Genomic DNA, 19,832 nt, shown 5'->3' with positions numbered 1-19,832 from the left:
GTTCACGCCGCCCTGGCTTCCTCGTCGGCAGGCGACGGGCGTGTTTCGAAGACCTCGTCGATGAGGCCGAAAGTCTTGGCTTCGTCCGCCGACATGAATTTGTCGCGTTCCACGGCAGACTCGATCGTTTCGACCGGCTGCTTGGTGTATTTCGCCATCAACTCGTTCATGCGCGAGCGGATGCGCAGGATTTCGCGCGCCTGGATCTCGATATCGGTCGCCTGCCCCTGCGCGCCGCCCGAAGGCTGGTGGACCATAATGCGCGCGTTCGTCAGCGCGATGCGCATGCCCGGCTCGCCGGCGGCAAGCAGGAAGGCCCCCATCGAGGCAGCCTGACCGATGCACACCGTGCCGACGCGCGGACGGATGTATTTCATCGTGTCGTGGATCGCCATGCCCGCCGTGACGACCCCGCCCGGCGAGTTGATGTACATGAAGATGTCCTTCTTCGGGTTTTCCGATTCGAGGAACAGGAGCTGCGCCGTGATGAGCGAGGCCATGTGGTCCTCGACCTGGCCGGTCACGAAGATGATGCGCTCCCGAAGCAGCCGCGAATAGATATCGAAGCTCCGCTCGCCCCGGTTCGACTGCTCGATGACGATGGGGACGAGAGCGTTCGTGAGGCTGCTGACGGGATCGATCATGGGTGTCCTTCGCGGGCGTTGTCAGTTCCGATAGCGGGATAGGTCGGCACAGGCGTGCCCGCTGTCAAGTGGGCGAAGTTGAGGCGAAGGAAGCCCGGGGGGTCGGCGCGGCCGCCCCCCGGCATCAGTTCGCTCGGTTCAGGCCTTCGCGGCTTTCTTGGCCGGGGCCTTTTTCGCTGGCTTTTTTTCAGGTTCCGCAGAGGCTTCGGTGGCTTCCGCCTTTGCGGCCGTTTTCTTGGCGGCGGGCTTCTTTTCGGCCTTCACCGCATCTTCCTTCGGCTCGGCGTCAGCCGCCTTCGCCGTCTTCTTGGCAGCCTTTTTAGGCTTGCCCTCCCCATGCTCGTGGTCGTGATGGTCGTGGCCGCAGCCCGGACCGTGAACGTGGCCGGTCGGCGTCTCGTCGTCGTCCTCGATCGCCTGTTGCAGGTCCTCGCGGCTCACGCTGCGCTCGGTGAGTTCGGCCTTGCCGAGGAGCACGTCGACGACCTTGTCCTCATAGAGCGGCGCGCGGAGCTGCGCGGCGGCCATGGCGTTTTCCTGGAAGTATTTCACCACCTGCTGCTGCTGGCCCGGATAGCGCGCAGCTTCCTGGCCGATCAGACGGTTCATCTCGGCCTGCGTGACGTTCACGCCTTCCTTCTGACCGATTTCGGAGAGGAGCAGGCCAAGACGCACGCGGCGCTCGGCGATGCGGCGATATTCGTCCCTGTCCTTTTCAAGCTCGGCGACGGCAGCGGCCGGGTCTTCCTCGTGGCTCGCCTCGTGCTCCAGCTGCGCCCAGATCTGGCTGAACTCGGCCTCGACCATCGTCGGCGGCACCTCGAAATCATGGTTCGCGGCGAGGTGATCGAGCAGCTTGCGCTTCAGATGCGTGCGGGTCATGCCCTGCAGCTCGGCGGAAATTTGGTCCTTCAGGATTTCCTTGAGCTTATCGAGGCTCTCAAGGCCGAGGTTGGTCGCGAGCGTGTCGTCGATCGCGGCTTCCTGCGGCTGGCGCACTTCGGTGACGAGCACGTCGAACACCGCGGGCTTACCCTTGAGGTAGGCGACGTTGTAATCTTCCGGGAAGCTCACTTCGACCTTGACCTTGTCGTTCGCCTTGACCCCGATCAGCTGGTCCTCGAAGCCGGGGATGAGGCGGCCGGAGCCGATCTCGATCTGCATCCCCTCGCCCTTGCCGCCTTCGAACTCCTCGCCCTCGACCGAGCCGACGAAGTCCATGACGACGACGTCGCCCTTGGCCGCCTTGTAGGTCTTCGGCGCGGCTTCAAAACGCTTCTGCTGGTCCGCGAAGCGCTTCAGCGCGTCCTCGACCTCGGCATCGCTCGGCTCGACGACAAGCTTTTCGAGCGCAATGCCTTCGATGTTCACCGACGTGATTTCCGGGAGCACTTCAAGCTCGACCGTGAACACCACGTCCTTGCCCTGCGCGTAGTCGTCGGCAAGCGCGACGGACGGCTGCATCGCCGGGCGCAGCTTCTTGTCGGCGACGAGCTTCTGCACGCCTTCCTGCACCGCGTTGTTCAGCGCGTCGCCGTGCATCGCCTCGCCGTGCATCTTCTTGATGAGGTTCTTCGGAACCTTGCCGGGACGGAAGCCGGGCATACGGATCTGGCCGGAGACCTGCGTGATCTGGGCGTCGATGCGCGATTCGAGATCCTTGGCGGGAATCGTCACTTCGTACTGGCGCTTCAGGCCTTCGTTCGTCTTCTCGGCAATCTGCATTTCGTCAGTCGGCTTTCGTTCAAGAACCCAAGTATTTGGCCAAAGTCTGGTGCGGGCGAAGGGACTCGAACCCCCACGTCTTTCGACACCAGAACCTAAATCTGGCGCGTCTACCAGTTTCGCCACGCCCGCAGGTCCACCAAGGGACGACCCCGGCGGCTTTGGCGGCGGTCTATACGCACGCCCGCACGAGGTGGCAAGGCTTGGGCGGCAGTTATGCCGCCGGCTGTGCCGGGAGAACGACACCGGCGCTGTACGTCCCTCGATTTCGCTCGGGATGAAGGGCCTTTGGACCTTGCAAAAACGTGCATCATCCCGAGCGAAGTCGAGGGACGCACCCCCGTTCCCGTCACCCCTCCCGCACCGCGCCGATCAGGAACTCGATGTTGCCTTCCGGCCCCTTGATCGGGCTTTCGGTAATCCCGAGCACACGCCAGCCGGGCAGCGCACCGAGCCACGCCTCCACCTCTGCGCAAACGCGGGCATGGATGGCGGGATCGCGCACGACGCCGCCCTTCCCCACCTCCGCCGGCCCCGCCTCGAACTGTGGCTTGATGAGCGCCACGAGCCGCGCGTGCCGTGCCGCGAATTTAAGCGGTGTTTCCAGGACCTTGGCGAGCCCGATGAAACTGGCATCGCAAACGATGATGTCGATGCTCTCGGGAATCTGCTCCGCCGTCAGGTGCCGCGCGTTGGTCTTTTCGAGCACCACGACGCGCGGATCCTGCCGCAGTTTCCATGCAAGCTGGTTCGTGCCGACGTCGACCGCATAGACCTTCGCCGCGCCGCGCGTGAGCAAGACGTCGGTAAAGCCCCCGGTCGAGGAGCCCACATCCATCGCGACCAGCCCTGCGGGACCGATGCCGAAATGGTCGAGCCCCTTTTCGAGCTTGAGCCCGCCCCGCGACACCCACGGATGATCCTTGCCGCGCACGTCAAGCGCCGCGTCCTCGGCCACCGCCTCCCCCGCCTTGGCGACCTTGCGCTCGCCCACAAACACCAGCCCCGCCATGATGAGCGCCTGCGCCTTCGCCCGGCTCTCCACGAGCCCGCGCGAAACGAGAAGCTGGTCAATGCGGGTTTTGGGCATTGGCCGTTATCAGGCCCGTGCGCCCTCAGTCACGTTCGCGCTGTTGTGTCGAAGCGCGCTGAGGACCGTCTTCACGATGCCTGCCGCGTCGAGGCCCGCCTCGGCGTATTGTTTCTCGGGGCTGTCCTGCTCCTGAAACACGTCCGGCAGGCGCATGGTGCGGATCTTGAGGCCGGTGTCGAGCAGGCCCGTGTCCGATGCCATCGTGAGGACATGGGCGCCAAGGCCGCCGATCGCGCCCTCCTCCACGGTCACCACCACGTCGTGCGTGGCAGCCAGCTTACGGATCAGCGCATCGTCGAGCGGCTTTGCGAAGCGGAGGTCGGCGACCGTCGTCGACAGTCCCTTGGCATCAAGTTCGTCCGCCGCTTTCAGCGCCTCTCCGAGGCGCGTGCCGAGCGAGAGGATCGCGACCTTGCGGCCTTCGCGCACCACGCGGCCCTTGCCGATCTCCAGCCGCTCCGGCGTTTCGGGAAGCGCGAGGCCGATGCCGCTGCCGCGCGGATAGCGGAACGCGATCGGGCCGTCGTCGTAGAGCGCCGCGGTGTGCACCATGTGGACAAGCTCAACCTCATCCGCTGCCGCCATCACCACCATGTTGGGCAGTGTCGCAAGGTAGGTGACGTCAAACGAGCCCGCGTGCGTGCTGCCGTCCGCACCCACGAGGCCCGCGCGGTCGATCGCGAAGCGCACCGGCAGGTTCTGGATCGCGACGTCGTGCACCACCTGATCGTAGGCGCGCTGCAGGAAGGTCGAGTAGATCGCGCAGAACGGCCGGTAGCCCTGCGCCGCAAGGCCCGCCGCGAAGGTGACGGCGTGCTGCTCCGCAATGCCTACGTCGAAGCTGCGGCTCGGGAACTTCTGCTGGAACTTGTCGAGACCGGTGCCAGACGGCATCGCCGCGGTGATCGCGACGATCTTGTCGTCCCGCTCGGCCTCGGCGATCAGCGCTTTCGCAAACACGCCCGTATAGCTCGGCGGCCCGGCTTTCGCGGGCGCCATCGCGCCGGTGATGACATCGAACTTGGTGACGCCGTGGTACTTGTCCGCCGAGGCTTCCGCAGGCGCGTAGCCGTGGCCTTTCTTGGTGACGACATGAATGAGGCACGGCCCCTCTGCGGCATCGCGCACATTTTCGAGCACCGGCAGCAGATGATCGAGATTGTGCCCGTCGACCGGGCCCACGTAATAGAAGCCGAGCTCCTCGAACAAGGTGCCGCCCGTCGCCATGCCGCGCGCGAACTCGTCCGCTTTGCGCAGGCTCGAGTGCAGCGGACGCGGCATCTTCCGCGCGAGCCGCTTCGCGAGGTCGCGCAGGCCGAGGAACTCGCGGCTGGAGATGAGCCGCGCGAGGTAGGCGGAAAGCCCGCCCACAGGCGGCGCGATTGACATGTCGTTGTCGTTGAGGATGACGATGAGCCGGTTGCCCGCTGCCTCGGCATTGTTCATCGCCTCATAGGCCATGCCTGCGGACATCGCGCCGTCGCCGATCACCGCGATCGCCTTGCCCGGCGCGCCGGACAGCTTGTTCGCGACGGCAAAGCCGAGCGCTGCCGAGATCGACGTGGAGCTGTGCGCCGCACCGAACGGATCGTATTCGCTCTCGCTGCGCTTGGTGAAGCCGGAAAGCCCCCCGCCCTGCCGGATCGTACGCATGCGGTCGCGGCGCCCGGTCAGAATCTTGTGCGGATAGGCCTGGTGCCCCACGTCCCAGATCAGCCGGTCGCGCGGCGTGTTGAAAACATAATGGAGCGCAACGCTCAGCTCGACGACGCCAAGCCCGGCGCCGAGGTGACCGCCCGTCTGGCTCACCGCGTCAATCATCTCGGCGCGCACTTCACCGGCGAGTTGGCGGAGCTGCGACGGCGCCAGTTTTCGGAGGTCGGCCGGGTCTTTGACCGTGTCGAGCAGCGGCGTGTTCGGCGGGTTGGTCAAGGAATCCCCCAAGTGGAATGTCTTTGTTTCTTAACGCCGCAGGGCTGTGTTGTCGATTGCAGTGCGGCGGTCAGGCACAGCCTGCGCAGGTTCCGCGAACTTCGAGCACGGGCTGAACCGGCTTGAAACCGGCCTGACGCGCGCGTTCGCGCACGCTTTCGCTCAGCGAATCGTCGTCGAGATGCGTCGTGCCCCCGCAACTGTCGCAGACGAGGAAGATGCAGTCGTGCACGCATTCCGGGTGCGCGTTCACGATATAGGCGTTCTTTGATTCGACTCGCTTGGCGAGGTTGGTCGTCACGAACAGGTCGAGGATTCGGTAGACGCTGTTGGCCGCGACGCGCTTGCCGCGCGCGTTCGAAACCGCCTCAGCGACGTCGTAGGCCGAAACCGGCCGGTCGAACTGGGCAAGCGCCTGGAAAACGCTCGCGCGCATCTCCGTCCACTGCTCGCCTGCCGCGGTCAGCGCACCGGAGGCAGCCGACGTCAGGCTCTCGCCGTGCGGTTCATGATGCTTGTGCTTCGTCGCCATGCCCCGATTATGGGCATCCGCAGCCTTCGCGGCAAGTTCCGCCGTGGAGGCAGCGGATATTCAGCCAGTGCGCCCAGGCAACGAATGCAGCACCAAGCACGGTGAAACCGAGTTCGGCGTTCCCATGCTGCATCGTGAGCGCAAAGGCCATGGAGCCGATACCGACGAGGCCAAGCGCGATCACCACCCAGCGCCGGTGCCGGAAAACACCGCGCCCGAGTCCGATGACCGCAAGCGGAATCGCAAGCGCGAGGCCGATCTTGTGGATATCGTGCTGAAAGAAGCCGGTCGAGCCGACCGAGAGCAGCGCGATGACGAGCGTCGTCGCAAAACAATGCAGGAGACACAGCCCCGAAAGGCCGATCGCCGACTTGTCGATCCAGAGGTTGAAGCGGTCCTGCATGGTGCGCGGATATAATGTAACATTATCACATGCGCAAGCATTTAAAGCGTTGACCATTCCTTGCAACGGAACGTCAACGAGCCGCCGATTATTTACAGTGCACAGCATTCGAATCTTCGGGTGGAACCGGCATGAGCAGCGGCATCGTCAGCGTTTACGTCACCTTCGCTTCGGCAGAAAACGCGGCGCGCATCGGCCGCCAGATGGTGGAGGAACGCCTTGCCGCGTGCGTCAACGTGCTCGGCCCCACGCTTTCCATCTATCGCTGGCAGGGCAAGGTGGAGGAGGCAAACGAGGTCGCCGCGCTGTTCAAGACCACCGCCGGCTGCGCCGAAATCCTGGCGAAACGGCTGGGCGAGGTGCATGGCTACGAGAACCCGGCCATCGCCGTCTGGCCAATCGAGCACGCCCCCGCACCTTATGTGCAGTGGGTGCGCGCGCAGGTGCGTTAGGCTGGGACGGCCCCCGGCATCACCGCATCCGTGTAATCGCTGTCCGCAAGCGCAATGAGCTTGCGGTCGTCGTGGTTCCACGGGTGGAAACCGGGCAGGAAGAACGCCGCCCATGCGGGCACAAGCTTGCGCACAACGCCGGGCCGGCCGAACCAGAACCACAGGACACGCGCCCATGCGCCCGGCCCTTCGATGCCATCCTGCTTCAAAAGGTAGAGCATCCCCTGGAAGCGCTTCTTCCAGAATTCCCTGCTGACGAGAAGCATCATGATCGCCTTCACCTTCCAACGCTTCCAGCGCGACCAGTCCCGCGTGGCGTGGAGCCAGGTGTCGTAGGCGACGCCCTTGTGCTCGATCTCCTCGATCGCGTGCCATTTCCACATCGCGACGAGTTCGGGGTCGGCTCCCTTCCAGTAATCGATGTCGCCGAGCATCCGCTGCGCCATGATCGCCGTGTAGTGTTCGAGCGCCATGGTGACGGCGAGATTCAGGATCTGCGGACGGTCCTTCGTCATTTCGAGCGATTCGATGACGACGTCCTCAAGGTGCCCGATTTCGTAGCCCGCTTCGGCGACGCGCTTGTTGAACGACACATGCTCCCGGCTGTGCATCACCTCCTGCTTGATGAAGGCATTGATCTCGCGCTCCAGTTTCGGCGGCACGCCGTCGCGAAACGCGCGCACGCTCTCCACGAAGAACGCCTCACCCCGCGGAAATGTCACCGACATCGCATTGTAGAAAGCCGTTGCAATCGGATCGCCGCGCATCCACCACCGATCCTGCCTCATACCACGCCCAAAGCGTCGGTCTCGGGGGGTGATGGTCAGATCCGCAGGCGTTTTTTCACGGGTCATTGCAGTGCTCCTCGGTGCACAGAATGGGCTTTACTTACACAAATGTCAATACAACGGAAAAGACTGAGCCCGGAAGATAGCCGCGCCGCCGCGATCGGCGCCGCGCGCGAGATTCTGATCGAAGCGGGGCCGCAGGCGGTGACGCTGAAGGCCGTGGCGGGCCGCATCGGGCGTACGCACGCGAACCTGCTGCATCACTTCGGATCAGCCGCAGGGCTGCAGAAGGCGCTCATAGAATCGCTGGCGGAGTCGGTGACCGCTGAGATCGGCGAGGCGGTGCTCCGCGCCCGTGCCGAGGACAGCGACCCGCGCGAGGTCGTCGATCTCACGTTCGACGCGTTCGATCGCGGCGGCGGCGCACTGGCGAGCTGGATGCTGCTGTCGGGCAACGAGGACGCGCTGAACCCCATCCTCGAAGCGATCCATCGCCTCGTCGACAAGCTTGCGGAGGGCGAGACCGGCGACGTGCCGATCCCGGAACAGACGCTGTCGCTGGTACTCACCGCGCTCGGCGACGCGCTTCTCGGCGGCCCGATGGCGGCTGCGCTCGGCCTGCCGCGCGAAACAGCGCGCGAAATCGCGGCGGCGCAGCTCCGCGCGTCAATGGCGATGCGGCGGAAGCCCTAGAACGGCAGCTTGAAGCCCGGGGGCAGCGGCAGCGCCGACTGCATCTTCTGCATTTCCTCATTGGAGGCCGCATCCGCCTTGGCGCGCGCGTCGTTGAACGCGGCGGCGAGCAGGTCTTCCAGCATCTCCTTGTCGTCCGGCACGAGCAGCGACGGATCGATGTCGATCTTGATGATGCGGCCCTTGGCGCTCGCGCGCACGTTCACGAGCCCGCCGCCGGCCGTGCCCATCACCTCGATGGTATCGAGCTTGGCCTGCGCCTTCTGCAGCTCTTCCTGCACGTTCTGCGCGGCCTTCATGATGTCCTGAAGGTTTTTCACTGCGCGCTCCTTGATGATTCGGTTTCGGTTGGATCGCCGATCTCATAGTCGACGAGTTCGGCATCCGGGAAGACCTCGAACACCGCGCGCACCGCCGGATCAGCCATCACGCGCGCGCGCTTCGCCGCCGCCTCGGCCTCGGCCTGCGCCTTCAGGCTCGGCATCCCCGGCGAGGTGGTGAGCGTCACCGTCCAGCGCTCCCCGGTCCATTCCTTCAGGCACGCGCTGAGCCGCGAAGCGAAGTCGGCGGGTGCGTCCCCGGCGTTCAGTTCGATCGTCGGCGGCGCGTAGCGCAGCAGTTGGCAGCGATCGTGGAGGATGGTTTCGAGCACCGATTCATGCCCGTCCTCGAACATCTTCACGAACGCCTTGAAGTCGCGCGGCGCCGCCTTGAACGCCGAAGGCGCGGATGGTGGCGGCGGGCGTAGTTCGGTGGGCGCGGACGGCGCGCTCCCCTCCCCGCGCGGCTCGGCGAGCAGGCGGCGCACGAGGTCGCCCGGATCGGGCAGCGTCGAGGCGTGGATGATCCGAAGCAGCGCCATTTCCGCCGCCTGCATCGGCATCGGCGCGCTGCGGATTTCGGAAAGCCCCTTGAGGAGAAGCTGCCACAGCCGGTGCAGCACCGGCGCGCCGAGGCTTGCCGCCCAGTCCGAAACGGCGGTGCGCTCCTCTTCGGACATCGCCGCGTCGGGCGCGCCCGTCACCTGCGTACGCGTGATGCCGTGGACGAGTTCGAGCAGCGCCTCGAACAGCGCGTCGGGGCTGGTGCCGAGCGCATATTGCGCGGCGAGATTGTCGAGCGCCGCCTTGCCGTCCCCGCCGATCAGCGCGGCGAGCAGCTCGCGCGTGCGACCGCGATCGGAAAGGCCGAGCATGTCGCGCACGTCCGCCGCGACAACCTTGCCGTGGCCATGCGCGAGCGCCTGATCGAGAATCGAAAGCCCGTCGCGCACCGAACCTTCGGCGGCGCGCGCGATTAGCTGCAGCGCCTCATCCTCGATCTCGGCGCCTTCCTTCGCGGTGATGCCGCCGAAGTGCGACGCGAGAAGCTCAGTGGGGATGCGTTTCAGGTCGAAGCGCTGGCAGCGCGACAGCACCGTCACCGGCACCTTCTGGATTTCCGTCGTCGCGAAGATGAACTTCACGTGGCTCGGCGGTTCCTCCAGCGTCTTCAGAAGCGCGTTGAAGGCGTTGCGCGACAGCATGTGCACTTCGTCGATGATGTAAATCTTGTAGCGCGCCGAAACCGCCGCATAGCGCGCCGCCTCGATGATCTCGCGCACGTCGTCCACGCCGGTGCGCGAGGCGGCGTCCATCTCGATCACGTCGATGTGCCGCGATTCGGAGATGGCGACGCACGGCTCGCAGACGTTGCACGGGCTGATCGTCGCCCCGCCCTCGCCGTCCGGCCCGATGCAGTTCAGGGACTTCGCGAGCAGCCGCGCGGTCGAGGTCTTGCCCACCCCGCGCACGCCGGTGAGGAGGAAGGCGTGGGCAAGCCGGTCGCTGGCGATGGCATTCGCCAGCGTTTTCACCATCGCATCCTGCCCGATGAGCGTATCGAAGCCCTGCGGACGGTATTTGCGCGCAAGGACGCGGTAGGGTTCGGGAATCAGTTCAGACATCGCGCGCAAAGTGGCCGCTGGGCGGCAGGGGCGCAAGGCCGCTTAGGGCCGCTGATGTCGATTGAGGGTGGGAGCCGGAACGACCCGTGCGAAAATCGTTACGGCTGCTTCCTTCCGGACCTGACCGGGTTGGCGACACGTCCGTCCGCCCGACTCCCGGCGCGCATATGGCGCGGGGGGATGCGGAAAGCAAGGGCGGGTGGGTTCGTGCTAGGGCACTCTCCAGCCGCTACCATTCCAGATACCGGTCAGTCGGGGAGGTTCGTGATCGTACCAAGCCCGGCAGATGAGGCGCGCTGTTCCGCGTTCAATAATGTGAACAGTATGCTTTTCCTGATCTTCCACCTGGGGAGCATCCGGGGCCTGTGAACGACTTTCCAGGTAGATTTTGCCTTCAAAACGAAACCAGCGCGGATCATCATCTATGCAGTTGGGAGCGCCAAATCTGCCCTGTGCTTCACGGAGAAGTCGGGCAGACGGCGAATCCGCACGATCGACCGCCTCAAAAACTCTCTGGCTACAACCGGCGCCCGCACTGCTATCCATCATGGCGATGCGGGTTTTTCTGGAGCGTCCCTCGTTCGCGAAATCGACCAGCCATGCGCGCGATGAATCCTCGTCGCGCTCACTTTCAGGAGCGATAAATTCAACCTTTTCGTCTTCGATGGCATCACAGACGCCCTGCTCGGCGGGGCTTTCCGCGACGAGCCGCTTTTCTACTTTGGGCTGAAAACGGCAGATAGGATGTTCGTAGCCATCAACACGGGGCAGACCGAGATAAAGCGGATATCCGAGACCATTTCCGGCAAACCTGACGCTATAGGCCCGGCCGTTGTGGATCAGCCAACGTACGCCGCGTGACCAGCGCACATCCTCGCCGACATCATCCTGATCGGGCCCGCCTGCCGCCTGCGGTTTTTCGCCATGCCGGATTACAATAGCCTGCTCGAAATGGGCTGTGCCCTGATCCTGCACACCCAGGCGATCGGCTATGCCGTCGCCGTCAATGTCAAAGACTGCCCCCGCAACAACGAGATTCGCGACCGGTGACACTCCGCGATCCGCTGTGGCGGGTTCGAAAGCAGCCAGAAAGCGGCAGGCGGCGATATCGTCGGCATCTGGAACGCGGGCATTTGAACCGCCATCGTACGGCCCTGCACCGACGGAGAGAAGCAATGTCGCGCGCGCCATCATACGAAGCAGAATATCTCTACGCATGTTCATTTCTCACGGTCTAAGTCTTCCGCATTTCCAAGCTGTGAAGATACGTTGCTGGGGACACTCGCCAGTTGCACCACGCCACCCGCCGTGCTTTGTCCTCCGGCGATGACCGACCTTTTCGCACCCCGCTTCCCCCTCGCCCACACCGGCCTCATCGGCTCCCCCATCGAGCGGGACGACCGCATCCAGCGCAGCCCGGAGACGCTTTGGGCGGCGCGGATGCATCCCGGCGCGCGGTGGATGGTGCTCGATGGGCTCAATCCGCTGATCGACGAGGACGGACCGGATATTGCGTGGCTGCGCCGTTCCGAAGTGCCGGAGGCTGCGGTCGAGGTCTATCTCGGCCTTGAGGACGGCAGCCCGCGCTTTGCGGTGGGGGCGAGCGCGGCGGGGCTGCCGGGGGCGCCGGTCGACGCGCGCCGCGCCGCGATGCTGATGGATGATGGCCGCGCGGCGATCATCGCGCAGGCGCGCTCCCTGATCGACTGGCACCAGCGCCACGGCTTCTGCGCCAATTGCGGTGCGCCGACGGAGATGGTGAAGGCGGGCTATGGCCGCAACTGCTCCGGCTGCGGCGCGGAGCATTTCCCACGCACCGACCCTGTCGTCATCATGCTCGCCATCGACGGCGACCGCGTTTTGCTCGGTCGCCAGCCGCGCTTTCCAAAGGGTTCGCTCTCCGCGCTCGCCGGGTTCGTCGAGGCGGGCGAATGCTTTGAAGACGCCGTGCGCCGTGAAATCCGTGAGGAAGCGGGCATTGTCGCCGGTCGCGTGGCCTATGTGGCGAGTCAGCCGTGGCCCTTCCCTTCAAGCCTGATGATCGGCTGCTTCGCCGAGGCGCTCTCCACCGAAATCAGCATCGACGAGGTAGAAATGGAGGAGGTGCGCTGGGTGACGCGGGAGGACTGCGTGGCGGCGCTCGCCGGAATCGGCAGTTTCGCCGTGCCGCCGCCGATAGCGATTGCAAGGACGCTGCTGGAGACGTGGGTGGCGGCAACCGCCTGAACCCGCTCAAGCCTGCGCGAGTGCCCCGGCCAGACGGTCGCGGATCGCACGGAGTGAGGTGACGAACGCCGCATCCACCGCGGTTGGCGGCACGGAACGTGCGAAAAGTTCGCCAGGCGGCGGGCTTTCGGGCGGGCTCGTCACCGCCGGAGACACGGGAAGCGGCGCGGGTTCCGCGAGCAGGCCCTTCGCGCCCTTGTCTTTCAGGAGCTTCTGAACGCCCTTGATCGTGTAGCCGTCTGTATAAAGTAGGCGATTGATCGCACGCAGAAGCTCAACGTCTTCAGGGCGATAATAGCGCCGGTTGCCACCACGCTTCAACGGCTTCACCGCCGGAAAGCGCGTTTCCCAGAAGCGGAGGACATGCTGGGGGACGCCGATCGTTTCGGCGACCTCGCTGATGGTGCGAAAGGCGTCGGCGCTCTTGTCCGCCATCACGCGCCTTCGTTGATGCGTTCGCGCAGGATCTGGCTGGGGCGAAAGGTGAGCACGCGGCGCGGCTCGATCGGCACTTCCTCGCCCGTCTTGGGGTTGCGGCCGATGCGGCGGTTCTTGTCGCGCAGGATGAAGCTGCCGAACGAGGAGATCTTCACATTCTCCCCCGCGATCAGCGCGTCGGACACCTTGTCGAGCACGGTTTCGACGAGCTGCGAGGACTCGGCACGCGACAGGCCGATGGCGCTGTGCACCGCTTCGCCGAGTTCGGCGCGCGTCAATGTCGAAGACTTGTCCATGATCCGCTCCCGCGCAGAAAACCTCAATGACGCCCGTATAATAGCGCAGTCTGTTGAAGAGTCTACCAGCGCAGCGCGGCAGCACCCCACGTGAACCCGCCGCCCATCGCTTCAAGGATGAGAAGGTCGCCCGTCTTGATGCGTCCGTCGCGTACCGCGGTGTCGAGCGCGAGCGGCACGGAGGCCGCCGACGTATTGGCGTGGCGGTCGACGGTGATCACCACCTGGTCGATATCGAGCCCCAGCTTCTTCGCCGTGCCTTCAAGGATGCGGAGATTGGCCTGGTGCGGGATCACCCACGCCACGTCTTCGGATTTGCAGCCCGCCGCCTCCAGCGTCTCGGTCATCACCGAGGCGAGGTTGGTGACGGCATGGCGGAACACTTCCTTGCCCTTCATGCGGACCTTGCCAACCGTACCGGTCGAACCCGGGCCACCGTCCACAAAAAGCAGCTGGTTATGGCGGCCGTCGGCATGGAGTCGCGCGGCGAGGATACCGCGATCGTCGGCGTCGCCGTTGCCTTCGGCGCGTTCGAGCACCACCGCGCCCGCGCCGTCGCCGAAGAGCACGCAGGTGGTGCGGTCTTCCCAATCAAGGAGCCGGCTGAACGTCTCCGCGCCGATGACGAGCGCGTGGCGCATCGGCCCGGCGCGCAGCATCGCGTCCGCCACGGTGAGCGCATAAAGGAAGCCGGAGCAGACGGCAGCAACGTCGAACGCCACGCAGTCGGTGATGCCGAGCTTTTCCTGAACCGTGGTGGCGGTCGCCGGGAACGTCTGGTCAGGCGTTGCCGTGGCGACGATGATGAGGTCGATTTCCGAAGGCTCGCGCCATGCCGCCTTCAGCGCCGCGCGCGCCGCGGCAACCGCGAGGTCGGAGGTGAATTCGCCCTCCGCCGCGATGTGGCGCTGGCGGATGCCCGAGCGTTCGACGATCCACTCGTCGCTGGTGTCGACGGTTTCGGCGAGCTCGGCGTTGGAAACCACGCGCGCGGGCAGGTAGCTGCCTGTGCCGGTGACGATGGTGCGCGCAACAGTTCCGGTCATTGCGCGGCCTGTATCGTTTTGGGCGCGCTGCGATGCGCCTGGAAGTTGTCGAGATCTTCGCGGATGCGGTGGGCGATGTCGTCCACCACGAGATCGTGCGCGACGCGGATGGCATTGGCGAAGCCCTGCGCGGTGGCGCCCCCGTGGCTCTTCACGACAAGGCCGTTGAGCCCGAGGAAAACCGCGCCGTTGTGCGCGTTCGGATCGAGGTGGCTGCGCAGCGAGCGGAGCGCGCCGCGCGACATGAAGAACCCTGCCATCGAGAAAATGCTGCTCTTGAACGCGCGGGTGAGAAGCTCGACGACGAGGCGCGCGGTGCCTTCGGCCGTCTTGAGGGCGATATTGCCCGAAAAGCCATCGCTGACGATAACGTCGACGTCGCCCCGGCCGATCTTGTCGCCCTCGACGAAGCCGGCGAACTGCATGGGAAGATCGGCGGAGCGCAGCAGCGCGGCGGCATGCTTCAGCTCGTCGGTGCCCTTCAGGTCTTCCTCGCCGATGTTGAGCAGCGCGACGCGCGGCGTGGCGAGCCCAAGCACGGTGCGCGCGAAGGCGGCGCCCATCACGGCGAACTGCACGAGGTTCTCGGAGTCGCACTCGGCATTGGCGCCGAGGTCGAGCATCACGGAATCGGTCTTGGCGGTCGGCAGCAGCGCGGCGAGCGCGGGCCGGTCGATGCCGGGCATGGTACGCAGGCCGAGCTTGGCGATCGCCATCAGCGCGCCGGTGTTCCCGGCAGAGACGGCGGCGTGCGCCTCCCCCGCCTTCACGGCATCGACGGCAAGGCCCATCGAGGAGTGGCGCGCGCGGCGGAGCACCTGGCTCGGCTTGTCGGTGCCGAGGATTTCGCCGTCGGTATGGATGACGACTGCGTCACGCGCGACAAGCGGCGCTTTGGCCAGCTCGGCACGGATCGCGTCCTCGCGGCCGTAAAGCCGGAAACGGATATCGGGGTGGCGCGTGCGTGCGATTTCGGCAGCGGCGATGGTCACTGCCGGACCGCCGTCGCCACCCATGACGTCAAGCGCGATGACAGGCGCGGCCGTCATCGGACACCCCCCAAAGCGTTGTCCACCGGTTTAGGCGCCGGCTTCGACAACCTCTCGGCCGTTGTAGAAGCCGCAGGCTCCACACACGTTGTGCGGAAGCTTGAGCTCGCCGCAGTTGGAGCATTCCTGGAACGTCGTGGCGCTGAGCGCGTGATGGCTACGACGCATATTCCGCCGCGACGGCGAGGTTTTTCTCTTAGGGACAGCCATGCGGCACCTGTTACCTTCAACGTGAATTTTCGTGTACCAGCCAGCCTTTCAGGACAATGCAAATTGCCCCGGAAACCCGCCGGATTCGGTTGAGCGCGCGAACATAGCGATTCATCGCCGCGATGCAAGTGGGCTTTCTGTTGCACGGTTCGTCTATATCAGGCGCGCGCCAGAACCGCATCCGCGACGAACGGATTCGATTGCCGCTCCTGCCCGAACGTGGACATCGGGCCGTGCCCCGGCACGAACGCGGTGTCGTCGCCAAGCGGCCAGAGCTGCGTGCGGATGGAATCGATCAGCGCCTGGTGGTTGCCCTTCGGAAAGTCCGTGCGGCCGATCGATCCCTGGAACAGCACGTCGCCGACGATGGCGAGGCGGCTTTCGGGATGATGGAAGATCACATGGCCGGGCGTGTGGCCGGGGCAGTGGTAGACGTCGAGCGTCAGCTCGCCCACCGTCACCGTGTCGCCGCCGGAAAGCCAGCGGTCGGGCGTGAACGGCGCGGCACCGGCGATGCCGTATTGCTGGCCGACGCTGCTCGCCATGTCGATCCAGAACTTGTCTTCGGGGTGCGGCCCCTCGATCGGCACGCCGAGTTCCGCGGCAAGCACGCCGGTGAGCCCGCAGTGATCGATATGGCCGTGCGTCACGAGCAGCTTTTCGATGGTGACACGGTACTGCGCCGCCGCCGCCTTCAGCTTGTCGAGGTCGCCGCCCGGATCGACGAACGCGCCGCGCATGGTGCGCGTGCACCAGAGCAACGTGCAGTTCTGCTCCAGCGGCGTGACCGGAACGATCGCTGCGGCGAGGGGGCGAGACTCTGACGTCATGCGCGCAGCAATGCGACCCGCAAGGGTGGAATGTCAACGGCTTGCAAGGGCACCCTGCGCCGTCCCCAGCAGGTAGCGTTGCCAGAACAGCACAGTCGCAAGGAACTGGTAGTCGGCATTCGGCTTCTTCTCGAAGCCGTGGCCTTCGTCCGCCGCGACGACGTGCCACGCGGTCCCGCCGCGTGCACGGAGCGCGGCAACGATCTGGTCCGCTTCGGAGGGCGGCACGCGCGGATCGTTCGCGCCTGTCACGACCATCAGCGGTACGCGGATCCGGTCCGCGCGCGTCAGCGGCGAGATCGCCTTCAGCTTGCGCCGCTCGGCAGGATCGCGCTCGTCCCCATATTCGATGCGGCGCAGGTCGCGGCGGTATTCGCCGGTCCCTTCGAGAAAGGTCACGAAATCGGAAATCCCGACGATGCTGACGCCTGCGCGGAAGTCCTTCGGATAGCGGATCAGCGAGGCGAGCGTCATGTAGCCGCCATAAGATGCCCCGCTCACCGCCATGCGCGTCTTGTCGATGCTCGGATCACGGCGCAGCCGCTTCAGGAACGCGCCCACGTCGCGCACCGCGTGCTCCCGGCGAAACGGCCCATCGTCGAGCGCGACGAAGGCCTTGCCGTAGCCTGTCGAGCCCCGGACGTTCGGGAAGAACAGCGCGACGCCGAGTTCGTTCACCATATGGTTGCTGCGCCCGAGAAAGCCGGGGCGGGACTGGCCTTCCGGCCCCCCGTGGAACACCATCACCAGCGGGCGCGGCCCCGGAAAGCGCGACGGATCGGGCCGGTAGAGCAGCCCGGAGACGGCAAGCCCGTCGAAGCTCTTCACGGTGACGATCTCGGGCTCGACGCCCGGCGGCATGGTCGCCCCGCTCTCCGTCCAGCGCGTGAGTTCGAGCCGATCGGGGTCGAACGACCACACGTCGCCCGGCGAGGACGCACTCGTCAGCGAAAAGCCGACCTCGCCCCACGGCGCGATCGAGAGGCCCGTGAGGATGCCCCCGGGAAGTGTTGGCGCGGCGCGCGGTCGCCCGGTCGCGAGATCGAGAAGGCGGAGCCGCGAAAGCCCGTTCTCGTTTACGACATAGGCCAGAAAGCGACCTTCGGGATCGACACGGAAGTCTTCCACCGACCAGCCTGTTTCGGGATTGAGTCGACGCGGCAGGCCCGTCACCCGGTCGATCTCGGCCAGATAGCGATGCTCCGCGCCAAAATCGGTAATCGCGAAAATGCGCGCCCCCGGCGCATAACGCGCCGATCCGAACGCGAATGGTTCGGCGGTCGGCGGCACCAGCGCCCGAAGCTGGCGCGTTTCGAGGTCGATTTCGAACAGTCGGCTGATCGCGACGGAGATGTAATTATAGAGAAGCGCGCGTTTTCCGTCCGCGGAGAAGTCGGCAAAGCTCCAGCCGCCGCCCCGCCCTTCCATCACCAGCCGGTCGGTTGCGGGGTCGCGCGGGTCCATGATGTGGAGGTCGGTGTCGAGGCCGGTGCGCCGCGTCGTCGAATAGCCGATGCGCTTGCCGTCCGCGGTCCAGCGGACGCCGAGGTTGCGCCCGTCTTCGCCGGTCAGGCTCACCATCCGGCCATCGTCGACGCGGAAGATCTGGTACTGCTCGTCACCCTGCCGGTCGGCGAGCGCCAGCGTGACATCGCCCGAAACCGGCGCGAACTCTCCTGCGATCACCGGCTCCTCGCCGAAGGTAAGCTGTCGCGGCGCGGCGCCGGGCACGGCGACCTCGTACAGCTGGCGGCTGTCGTCGAGCCGCGCGCCGATCAGCATCGATCGCCGCACGGGGTGCCAGCCGAGCAGCCGCGCCGCGCGGTATTCGAGATAGGGCTTGGCCTGTTCCATCAGCGCCGCCGGTAAGGCGGGAACGCCGCTCACCGTGAGCGCCGGCGGCGCTTCGACTGCGGCGGCGTAGGCATCATGCGGGAGAAGGCTTGCGGCAAGCGCGGCAAGACCTGCTAAGAACCACCCCCGGACCATGACGCTTCGTTTTTTCACTTCCGCCACTCTACCGATTCCGCCGGGTTCCCGGCAACGGGTGTCGTCATGCTGAGCGCGCCCTTCGTGGCGCTCGACGATGCGCGCGGCGACGGCGCGCGGCCGCTGACGCTCTACAGCGGCGCGCACGCGATCATCACGGCGGCCCGGCGCGACGAGGTCCGCCCCGCGCTTGACGCGCTGCGGCGGCATGTCGATGCGGGTCGCCACGTCGCGGGTTTCCTTGCCTACGAGGCCGGACACGCGCTGGAACCACGCCTTTTCAGCATTCCTGAGCGCAGCGCGGAAACCCCGCTCGTCTGGTTCGGCGTTTTCGATGCGCCGCAGATGGTGCCGCCCGAAACGCTGCTCGGCGCCGCGTTCGGGCGCGATGCGCGCGTGTCCGCGCCAGAGCCCGCGTTGGACGCCGCACGCTATGCCGTCGCGCTCGGCACGGTGAAGGCGCTGATCGAAGCGGGGGACATCTACCAGGCCAACCTCACCTTCCCCACCCGCCTTGCCGTCGAAGGCCATCCGCTCTCGCTCTACGCCCGGCTGCGTCGCGCGCAGCGCATGGGCCACGGCGCCCTCGTGTTCACCGGAGACGCGTGGATTCTCTCCTTCTCGCCCGAGCTGTTCTTCACGCTCGCAGGCGGCGTGCTCGAAACGCGCCCGATGAAAGGCACCGCGCCGCGCCGTCCGCTCGCGGCGGAGGATGCCGCCATGGCCGCCGCGCTCGCCGCCGATCCCAAGAACCGCGCCGAGAACCTCATGATCACCGATCTCATCCGCAACGACCTCGCGCGCGTTGCCGAGGCGGGCTCGGTGACGGTGCGGGATGCGTTCGCGGTAGAGCGTTATCCCACGGTCCACCAGATGACGACGACGGTGGATGCGCGGCTTCGCCAAGGTCTCGACGCCTTCGATGTGCTGGAGGCCCTGTTCCCCTGCGGCTCCATTACCGGCGCGCCCAAAATCCGCGCGATGGAGGTGATCGACGCGGTCGAGGCGCGCCCGCGCGGGGTCTATACGGGCGCGATCGGCGCGATCAGCCCGGGCGCCGCACATTTCAATGTCGCGATCCGCACGATTGAAATTCGGAACCAAAACGCGACTATGGGCATTGGATCGGGCATTGTCGCCGATAGCGACGCTGCGTCCGAATGGCGCGAGTGCGGAGAAAAAATGGCGTTCGTCAGCGCGTCGGGGCGGCCGTTCCACCTCATCGAAACGATGGGCTTCACGCCCGACGATGGCATTGCCCATCTCTCGCTGCATCTCGAACGGCTGGAGCAATCCGCCGCGTGGCATGATTTCCGCTTTGATCGGCACGAGGTCCGCAATCTGCTGCAGGCCGCCGTCGGCGCGTTGCGGACGCCCGCACGCGTCAAGCTGGTGGTTGCGGCGGGCGGCGGCGCTGCGGTGAGCTGCACGCCCCCGCCCGCCCCGCCCGCTTCGGCGCGCGTCGTCATCGTGCCGCTGCCGGTGACGCCCGGCGATCCCCGCCTCGCGCACAAGACGAGCGACCGCGCCTTCTACGACAC

Annotated in this window: 21 protein-coding genes, 1 tRNA gene and 1 other RNA gene; 4 read left to right on the top strand and 19 right to left on the bottom strand. The window is 65.9% G+C overall.

The features are described 5' to 3' along the window. Nucleotides 1-2: 2 nt before the first annotated feature. From clpP to H2052_RS10850, 7 genes are all read right to left on the bottom strand, one after another. On the bottom strand, nucleotides 3-644 hold the full coding sequence (gene clpP, locus H2052_RS10880; RefSeq protein ID WP_293781508.1) for an ATP-dependent Clp endopeptidase proteolytic subunit ClpP: 642 nt from the start codon (nucleotides 642-644) through the stop codon (nucleotides 3-5). A gap of 138 nt (nucleotides 645-782) precedes the next feature. Further along, nucleotides 783-2,369 (bottom strand): trigger factor, encoded by a 1,587-nt coding sequence (gene tig / locus H2052_RS10875; protein WP_293781506.1) that lies wholly within the window; start codon nucleotides 2,367-2,369, stop codon nucleotides 783-785. A gap of 47 nt (nucleotides 2,370-2,416) precedes the next feature. Next, nucleotides 2,417-2,501: transfer RNA gene (locus H2052_RS10870), tRNA-Leu, on the bottom strand. 217 nt (nucleotides 2,502-2,718) lie between these two features. Then, nucleotides 2,719-3,459 (bottom strand): TlyA family RNA methyltransferase, encoded by a 741-nt coding sequence (locus H2052_RS10865; RefSeq protein WP_293781504.1) that lies wholly within the window; start codon nucleotides 3,457-3,459, stop codon nucleotides 2,719-2,721. Nucleotides 3,460-3,468: 9 nt separating this feature from the next. Beyond that, complete coding sequence (gene dxs / locus H2052_RS10860) at nucleotides 3,469-5,394, bottom strand: 1-deoxy-D-xylulose-5-phosphate synthase (RefSeq protein ID WP_293781502.1); 1,926 nt, start codon at nucleotides 5,392-5,394, stop codon at nucleotides 3,469-3,471. 70 nt (nucleotides 5,395-5,464) lie between these two features. Next, complete coding sequence (locus H2052_RS10855) at nucleotides 5,465-5,926, bottom strand: transcriptional repressor (protein WP_293781500.1); 462 nt, start codon at nucleotides 5,924-5,926, stop codon at nucleotides 5,465-5,467. A gap of 7 nt (nucleotides 5,927-5,933) precedes the next feature. After that, nucleotides 5,934-6,329 (bottom strand): MerC domain-containing protein, encoded by a 396-nt coding sequence (locus H2052_RS10850; RefSeq protein ID WP_293781498.1) that lies wholly within the window; start codon nucleotides 6,327-6,329, stop codon nucleotides 5,934-5,936. A 131-nt stretch (nucleotides 6,330-6,460) separates the two neighbouring features. Here H2052_RS10850 and cutA point away from each other — a divergent pair, with 131 nt between their 5' ends. Next, complete coding sequence (gene cutA / locus H2052_RS10845) at nucleotides 6,461-6,781, top strand: divalent-cation tolerance protein CutA (RefSeq protein ID WP_293781496.1); 321 nt, start codon at nucleotides 6,461-6,463, stop codon at nucleotides 6,779-6,781. Here cutA and H2052_RS10840 read toward each other — a convergent pair. Continuing rightward, nucleotides 6,778-7,635 carry a metal-dependent hydrolase gene (locus tag H2052_RS10840; RefSeq protein ID WP_293781494.1) on the bottom strand — a complete coding sequence of 286 codons (858 nt, stop codon included), beginning with the start codon at nucleotides 7,633-7,635 and terminating at the stop codon, nucleotides 6,778-6,780. The genes cutA and H2052_RS10840 overlap by 4 nt on opposite strands. 42 nt (nucleotides 7,636-7,677) lie before the next feature. On the opposite strand from H2052_RS10840, the gene H2052_RS10835 reads away from it, so the two are divergent. Next, the gene (locus tag H2052_RS10835; protein ID WP_293781492.1) at nucleotides 7,678-8,262 is read left to right on the top strand and encodes a TetR family transcriptional regulator; all 585 of its coding nucleotides are present in this window, start codon (nucleotides 7,678-7,680) and stop codon (nucleotides 8,260-8,262) included. Here the strand turns inward: H2052_RS10835 and H2052_RS10830 are convergent. The 4 genes from H2052_RS10830 to H2052_RS10815 form a co-directional block, all read right to left on the bottom strand. Further along, nucleotides 8,259-8,582 (bottom strand): YbaB/EbfC family nucleoid-associated protein, encoded by a 324-nt coding sequence (locus tag H2052_RS10830; protein ID WP_121049349.1) that lies wholly within the window; start codon nucleotides 8,580-8,582, stop codon nucleotides 8,259-8,261. The two genes, H2052_RS10835 and H2052_RS10830, sit on opposite strands and share 4 nt — an antisense overlap. Further along, the gene (locus tag H2052_RS10825) at nucleotides 8,579-10,207 is read right to left on the bottom strand and encodes a DNA polymerase III subunit gamma/tau (RefSeq protein WP_293781488.1); all 1,629 of its coding nucleotides are present in this window, start codon (nucleotides 10,205-10,207) and stop codon (nucleotides 8,579-8,581) included. Before H2052_RS10825 ends, H2052_RS10830 begins: the two co-directional genes overlap by 4 nt. A 63-nt stretch (nucleotides 10,208-10,270) precedes the next feature. After that, nucleotides 10,271-10,368, bottom strand: an RNA gene (gene ffs / locus H2052_RS10820) — signal recognition particle sRNA small type. Nucleotides 10,369-10,417: 49 nt separating this feature from the next. Next, nucleotides 10,418-11,425, bottom strand: coding sequence for a hypothetical protein (locus H2052_RS10815; protein ID WP_293781486.1), 1,008 nt, complete (start codon nucleotides 11,423-11,425; stop codon nucleotides 10,418-10,420). Between the two features lie 108 nt (nucleotides 11,426-11,533). Here H2052_RS10815 and nudC point away from each other — a divergent pair, with 108 nt between their 5' ends. Beyond that, nucleotides 11,534-12,433: an NAD(+) diphosphatase gene (gene nudC, locus H2052_RS10810; protein ID WP_293781484.1), complete on the top strand. Its 900-nt coding sequence runs from the start codon at nucleotides 11,534-11,536 to the stop codon at nucleotides 12,431-12,433. Nucleotides 12,434-12,439: 6 nt separating this feature from the next. On the opposite strand, the gene H2052_RS10805 is transcribed toward nudC, so the two are convergent. From H2052_RS10805 to H2052_RS10775, 7 genes are all read right to left on the bottom strand, one after another. After that, entirely contained in the window at nucleotides 12,440-12,868 is a 429-nt protein-coding gene (locus H2052_RS10805; RefSeq protein ID WP_293781482.1) for a MerR family transcriptional regulator, read from the bottom strand. After that, nucleotides 12,868-13,167 (bottom strand): integration host factor subunit alpha, encoded by a 300-nt coding sequence (locus H2052_RS10800; protein ID WP_293781480.1) that lies wholly within the window; start codon nucleotides 13,165-13,167, stop codon nucleotides 12,868-12,870. Before H2052_RS10800 ends, H2052_RS10805 begins: the two co-directional genes overlap by 1 nt. 62 nt (nucleotides 13,168-13,229) lie before the next feature. Continuing rightward, nucleotides 13,230-14,213, bottom strand: a complete 984-nt coding sequence (locus tag H2052_RS10795; RefSeq protein WP_293781478.1) for a beta-ketoacyl-ACP synthase III — start codon at nucleotides 14,211-14,213, stop codon at nucleotides 13,230-13,232. Beyond that, entirely contained in the window at nucleotides 14,210-15,262 is a 1,053-nt protein-coding gene (plsX, locus tag H2052_RS10790) for a phosphate acyltransferase PlsX (RefSeq protein WP_293781476.1), read from the bottom strand. Before plsX ends, H2052_RS10795 begins: the two co-directional genes overlap by 4 nt. A 30-nt stretch (nucleotides 15,263-15,292) precedes the next feature. Beyond that, a complete protein-coding gene (gene rpmF / locus H2052_RS10785) occupies nucleotides 15,293-15,472 on the bottom strand; it encodes a 50S ribosomal protein L32 (RefSeq protein ID WP_184068517.1) in 180 nt (59 codons plus the stop codon). 158 nt (nucleotides 15,473-15,630) lie between these two features. Beyond that, nucleotides 15,631-16,302 (bottom strand): MBL fold metallo-hydrolase, encoded by a 672-nt coding sequence (locus H2052_RS10780; RefSeq protein ID WP_293781470.1) that lies wholly within the window; start codon nucleotides 16,300-16,302, stop codon nucleotides 15,631-15,633. Nucleotides 16,303-16,335: 33 nt separating this feature from the next. After that, on the bottom strand, nucleotides 16,336-18,309 hold the full coding sequence (locus tag H2052_RS10775; RefSeq protein WP_293781468.1) for a prolyl oligopeptidase family serine peptidase: 1,974 nt from the start codon (nucleotides 18,307-18,309) through the stop codon (nucleotides 16,336-16,338). 48 nt (nucleotides 18,310-18,357) lie between these two features. On the opposite strand from H2052_RS10775, the gene pabB reads away from it, so the two are divergent. Continuing rightward, a partial coding sequence (pabB, locus tag H2052_RS10770) for an aminodeoxychorismate synthase component I (RefSeq protein ID WP_293781466.1) occupies nucleotides 18,358-19,832 on the top strand: 1,475 nt, incomplete at its 3' end.

Source organism: Sphingosinicella sp., from assembly GCF_013911755.1.
Taxonomy (GTDB): domain Bacteria; phylum Pseudomonadota; class Alphaproteobacteria; order Sphingomonadales; family Sphingomonadaceae; genus Sphingosinicella.
The sequence above is the reverse complement of the archived record's forward strand: the minus strand, read 5'-3'. Positions and strand labels throughout refer to the sequence as shown.

Excerpts from the sequence above, each read along its gene's own strand:
- clpP (WP_293781508.1), bottom strand. The coding sequence starts at position 644 with ATGATCGATCCCGTCAGCAGCCTCACGAACGCTCTCGTCCCCATCGTC.
- H2052_RS10795 (WP_293781478.1), bottom strand. The coding sequence starts at position 14,213 with ATGACCGGAACTGTTGCGCGCACCATCGTCACCGGCACAGGCAGCTAC.
- H2052_RS10815 (WP_293781486.1), bottom strand. The coding sequence starts at position 11,425 with ATGCGTAGAGATATTCTGCTTCGTATGATGGCGCGCGCGACATTGCTT.
- H2052_RS10780 (WP_293781470.1), bottom strand. The coding sequence starts at position 16,302 with ATGACGTCAGAGTCTCGCCCCCTCGCCGCAGCGATCGTTCCGGTCACG.
- cutA (WP_293781496.1), top strand. The coding sequence starts at position 6,461 with ATGAGCAGCGGCATCGTCAGCGTTTACGTCACCTTCGCTTCGGCAGAA.
- H2052_RS10850 (WP_293781498.1), bottom strand. The coding sequence starts at position 6,329 with ATGCAGGACCGCTTCAACCTCTGGATCGACAAGTCGGCGATCGGCCTT.
- tig (WP_293781506.1), bottom strand. The coding sequence starts at position 2,369 with ATGCAGATTGCCGAGAAGACGAACGAAGGCCTGAAGCGCCAGTACGAA.
- plsX (WP_293781476.1), bottom strand. The coding sequence starts at position 15,262 with ATGACGGCCGCGCCTGTCATCGCGCTTGACGTCATGGGTGGCGACGGC.
- H2052_RS10825 (WP_293781488.1), bottom strand. The coding sequence starts at position 10,207 with ATGTCTGAACTGATTCCCGAACCCTACCGCGTCCTTGCGCGCAAATAC.
- H2052_RS10805 (WP_293781482.1), bottom strand. The coding sequence starts at position 12,868 with ATGGCGGACAAGAGCGCCGACGCCTTTCGCACCATCAGCGAGGTCGCC.
- H2052_RS10865 (WP_293781504.1), bottom strand. The coding sequence starts at position 3,459 with ATGCCCAAAACCCGCATTGACCAGCTTCTCGTTTCGCGCGGGCTCGTG.
- H2052_RS10800 (WP_293781480.1), bottom strand. The coding sequence starts at position 13,167 with ATGGACAAGTCTTCGACATTGACGCGCGCCGAACTCGGCGAAGCGGTG.
- rpmF (WP_184068517.1), bottom strand. The coding sequence starts at position 15,472 with ATGGCTGTCCCTAAGAGAAAAACCTCGCCGTCGCGGCGGAATATGCGT.
- H2052_RS10855 (WP_293781500.1), bottom strand. The coding sequence starts at position 5,926 with ATGGCGACGAAGCACAAGCATCATGAACCGCACGGCGAGAGCCTGACG.
- H2052_RS10840 (WP_293781494.1), bottom strand. The coding sequence starts at position 7,635 with ATGACCCGTGAAAAAACGCCTGCGGATCTGACCATCACCCCCCGAGAC.
- nudC (WP_293781484.1), top strand. The coding sequence starts at position 11,534 with ATGACCGACCTTTTCGCACCCCGCTTCCCCCTCGCCCACACCGGCCTC.
- H2052_RS10835 (WP_293781492.1), top strand. The coding sequence starts at position 7,678 with ATGTCAATACAACGGAAAAGACTGAGCCCGGAAGATAGCCGCGCCGCC.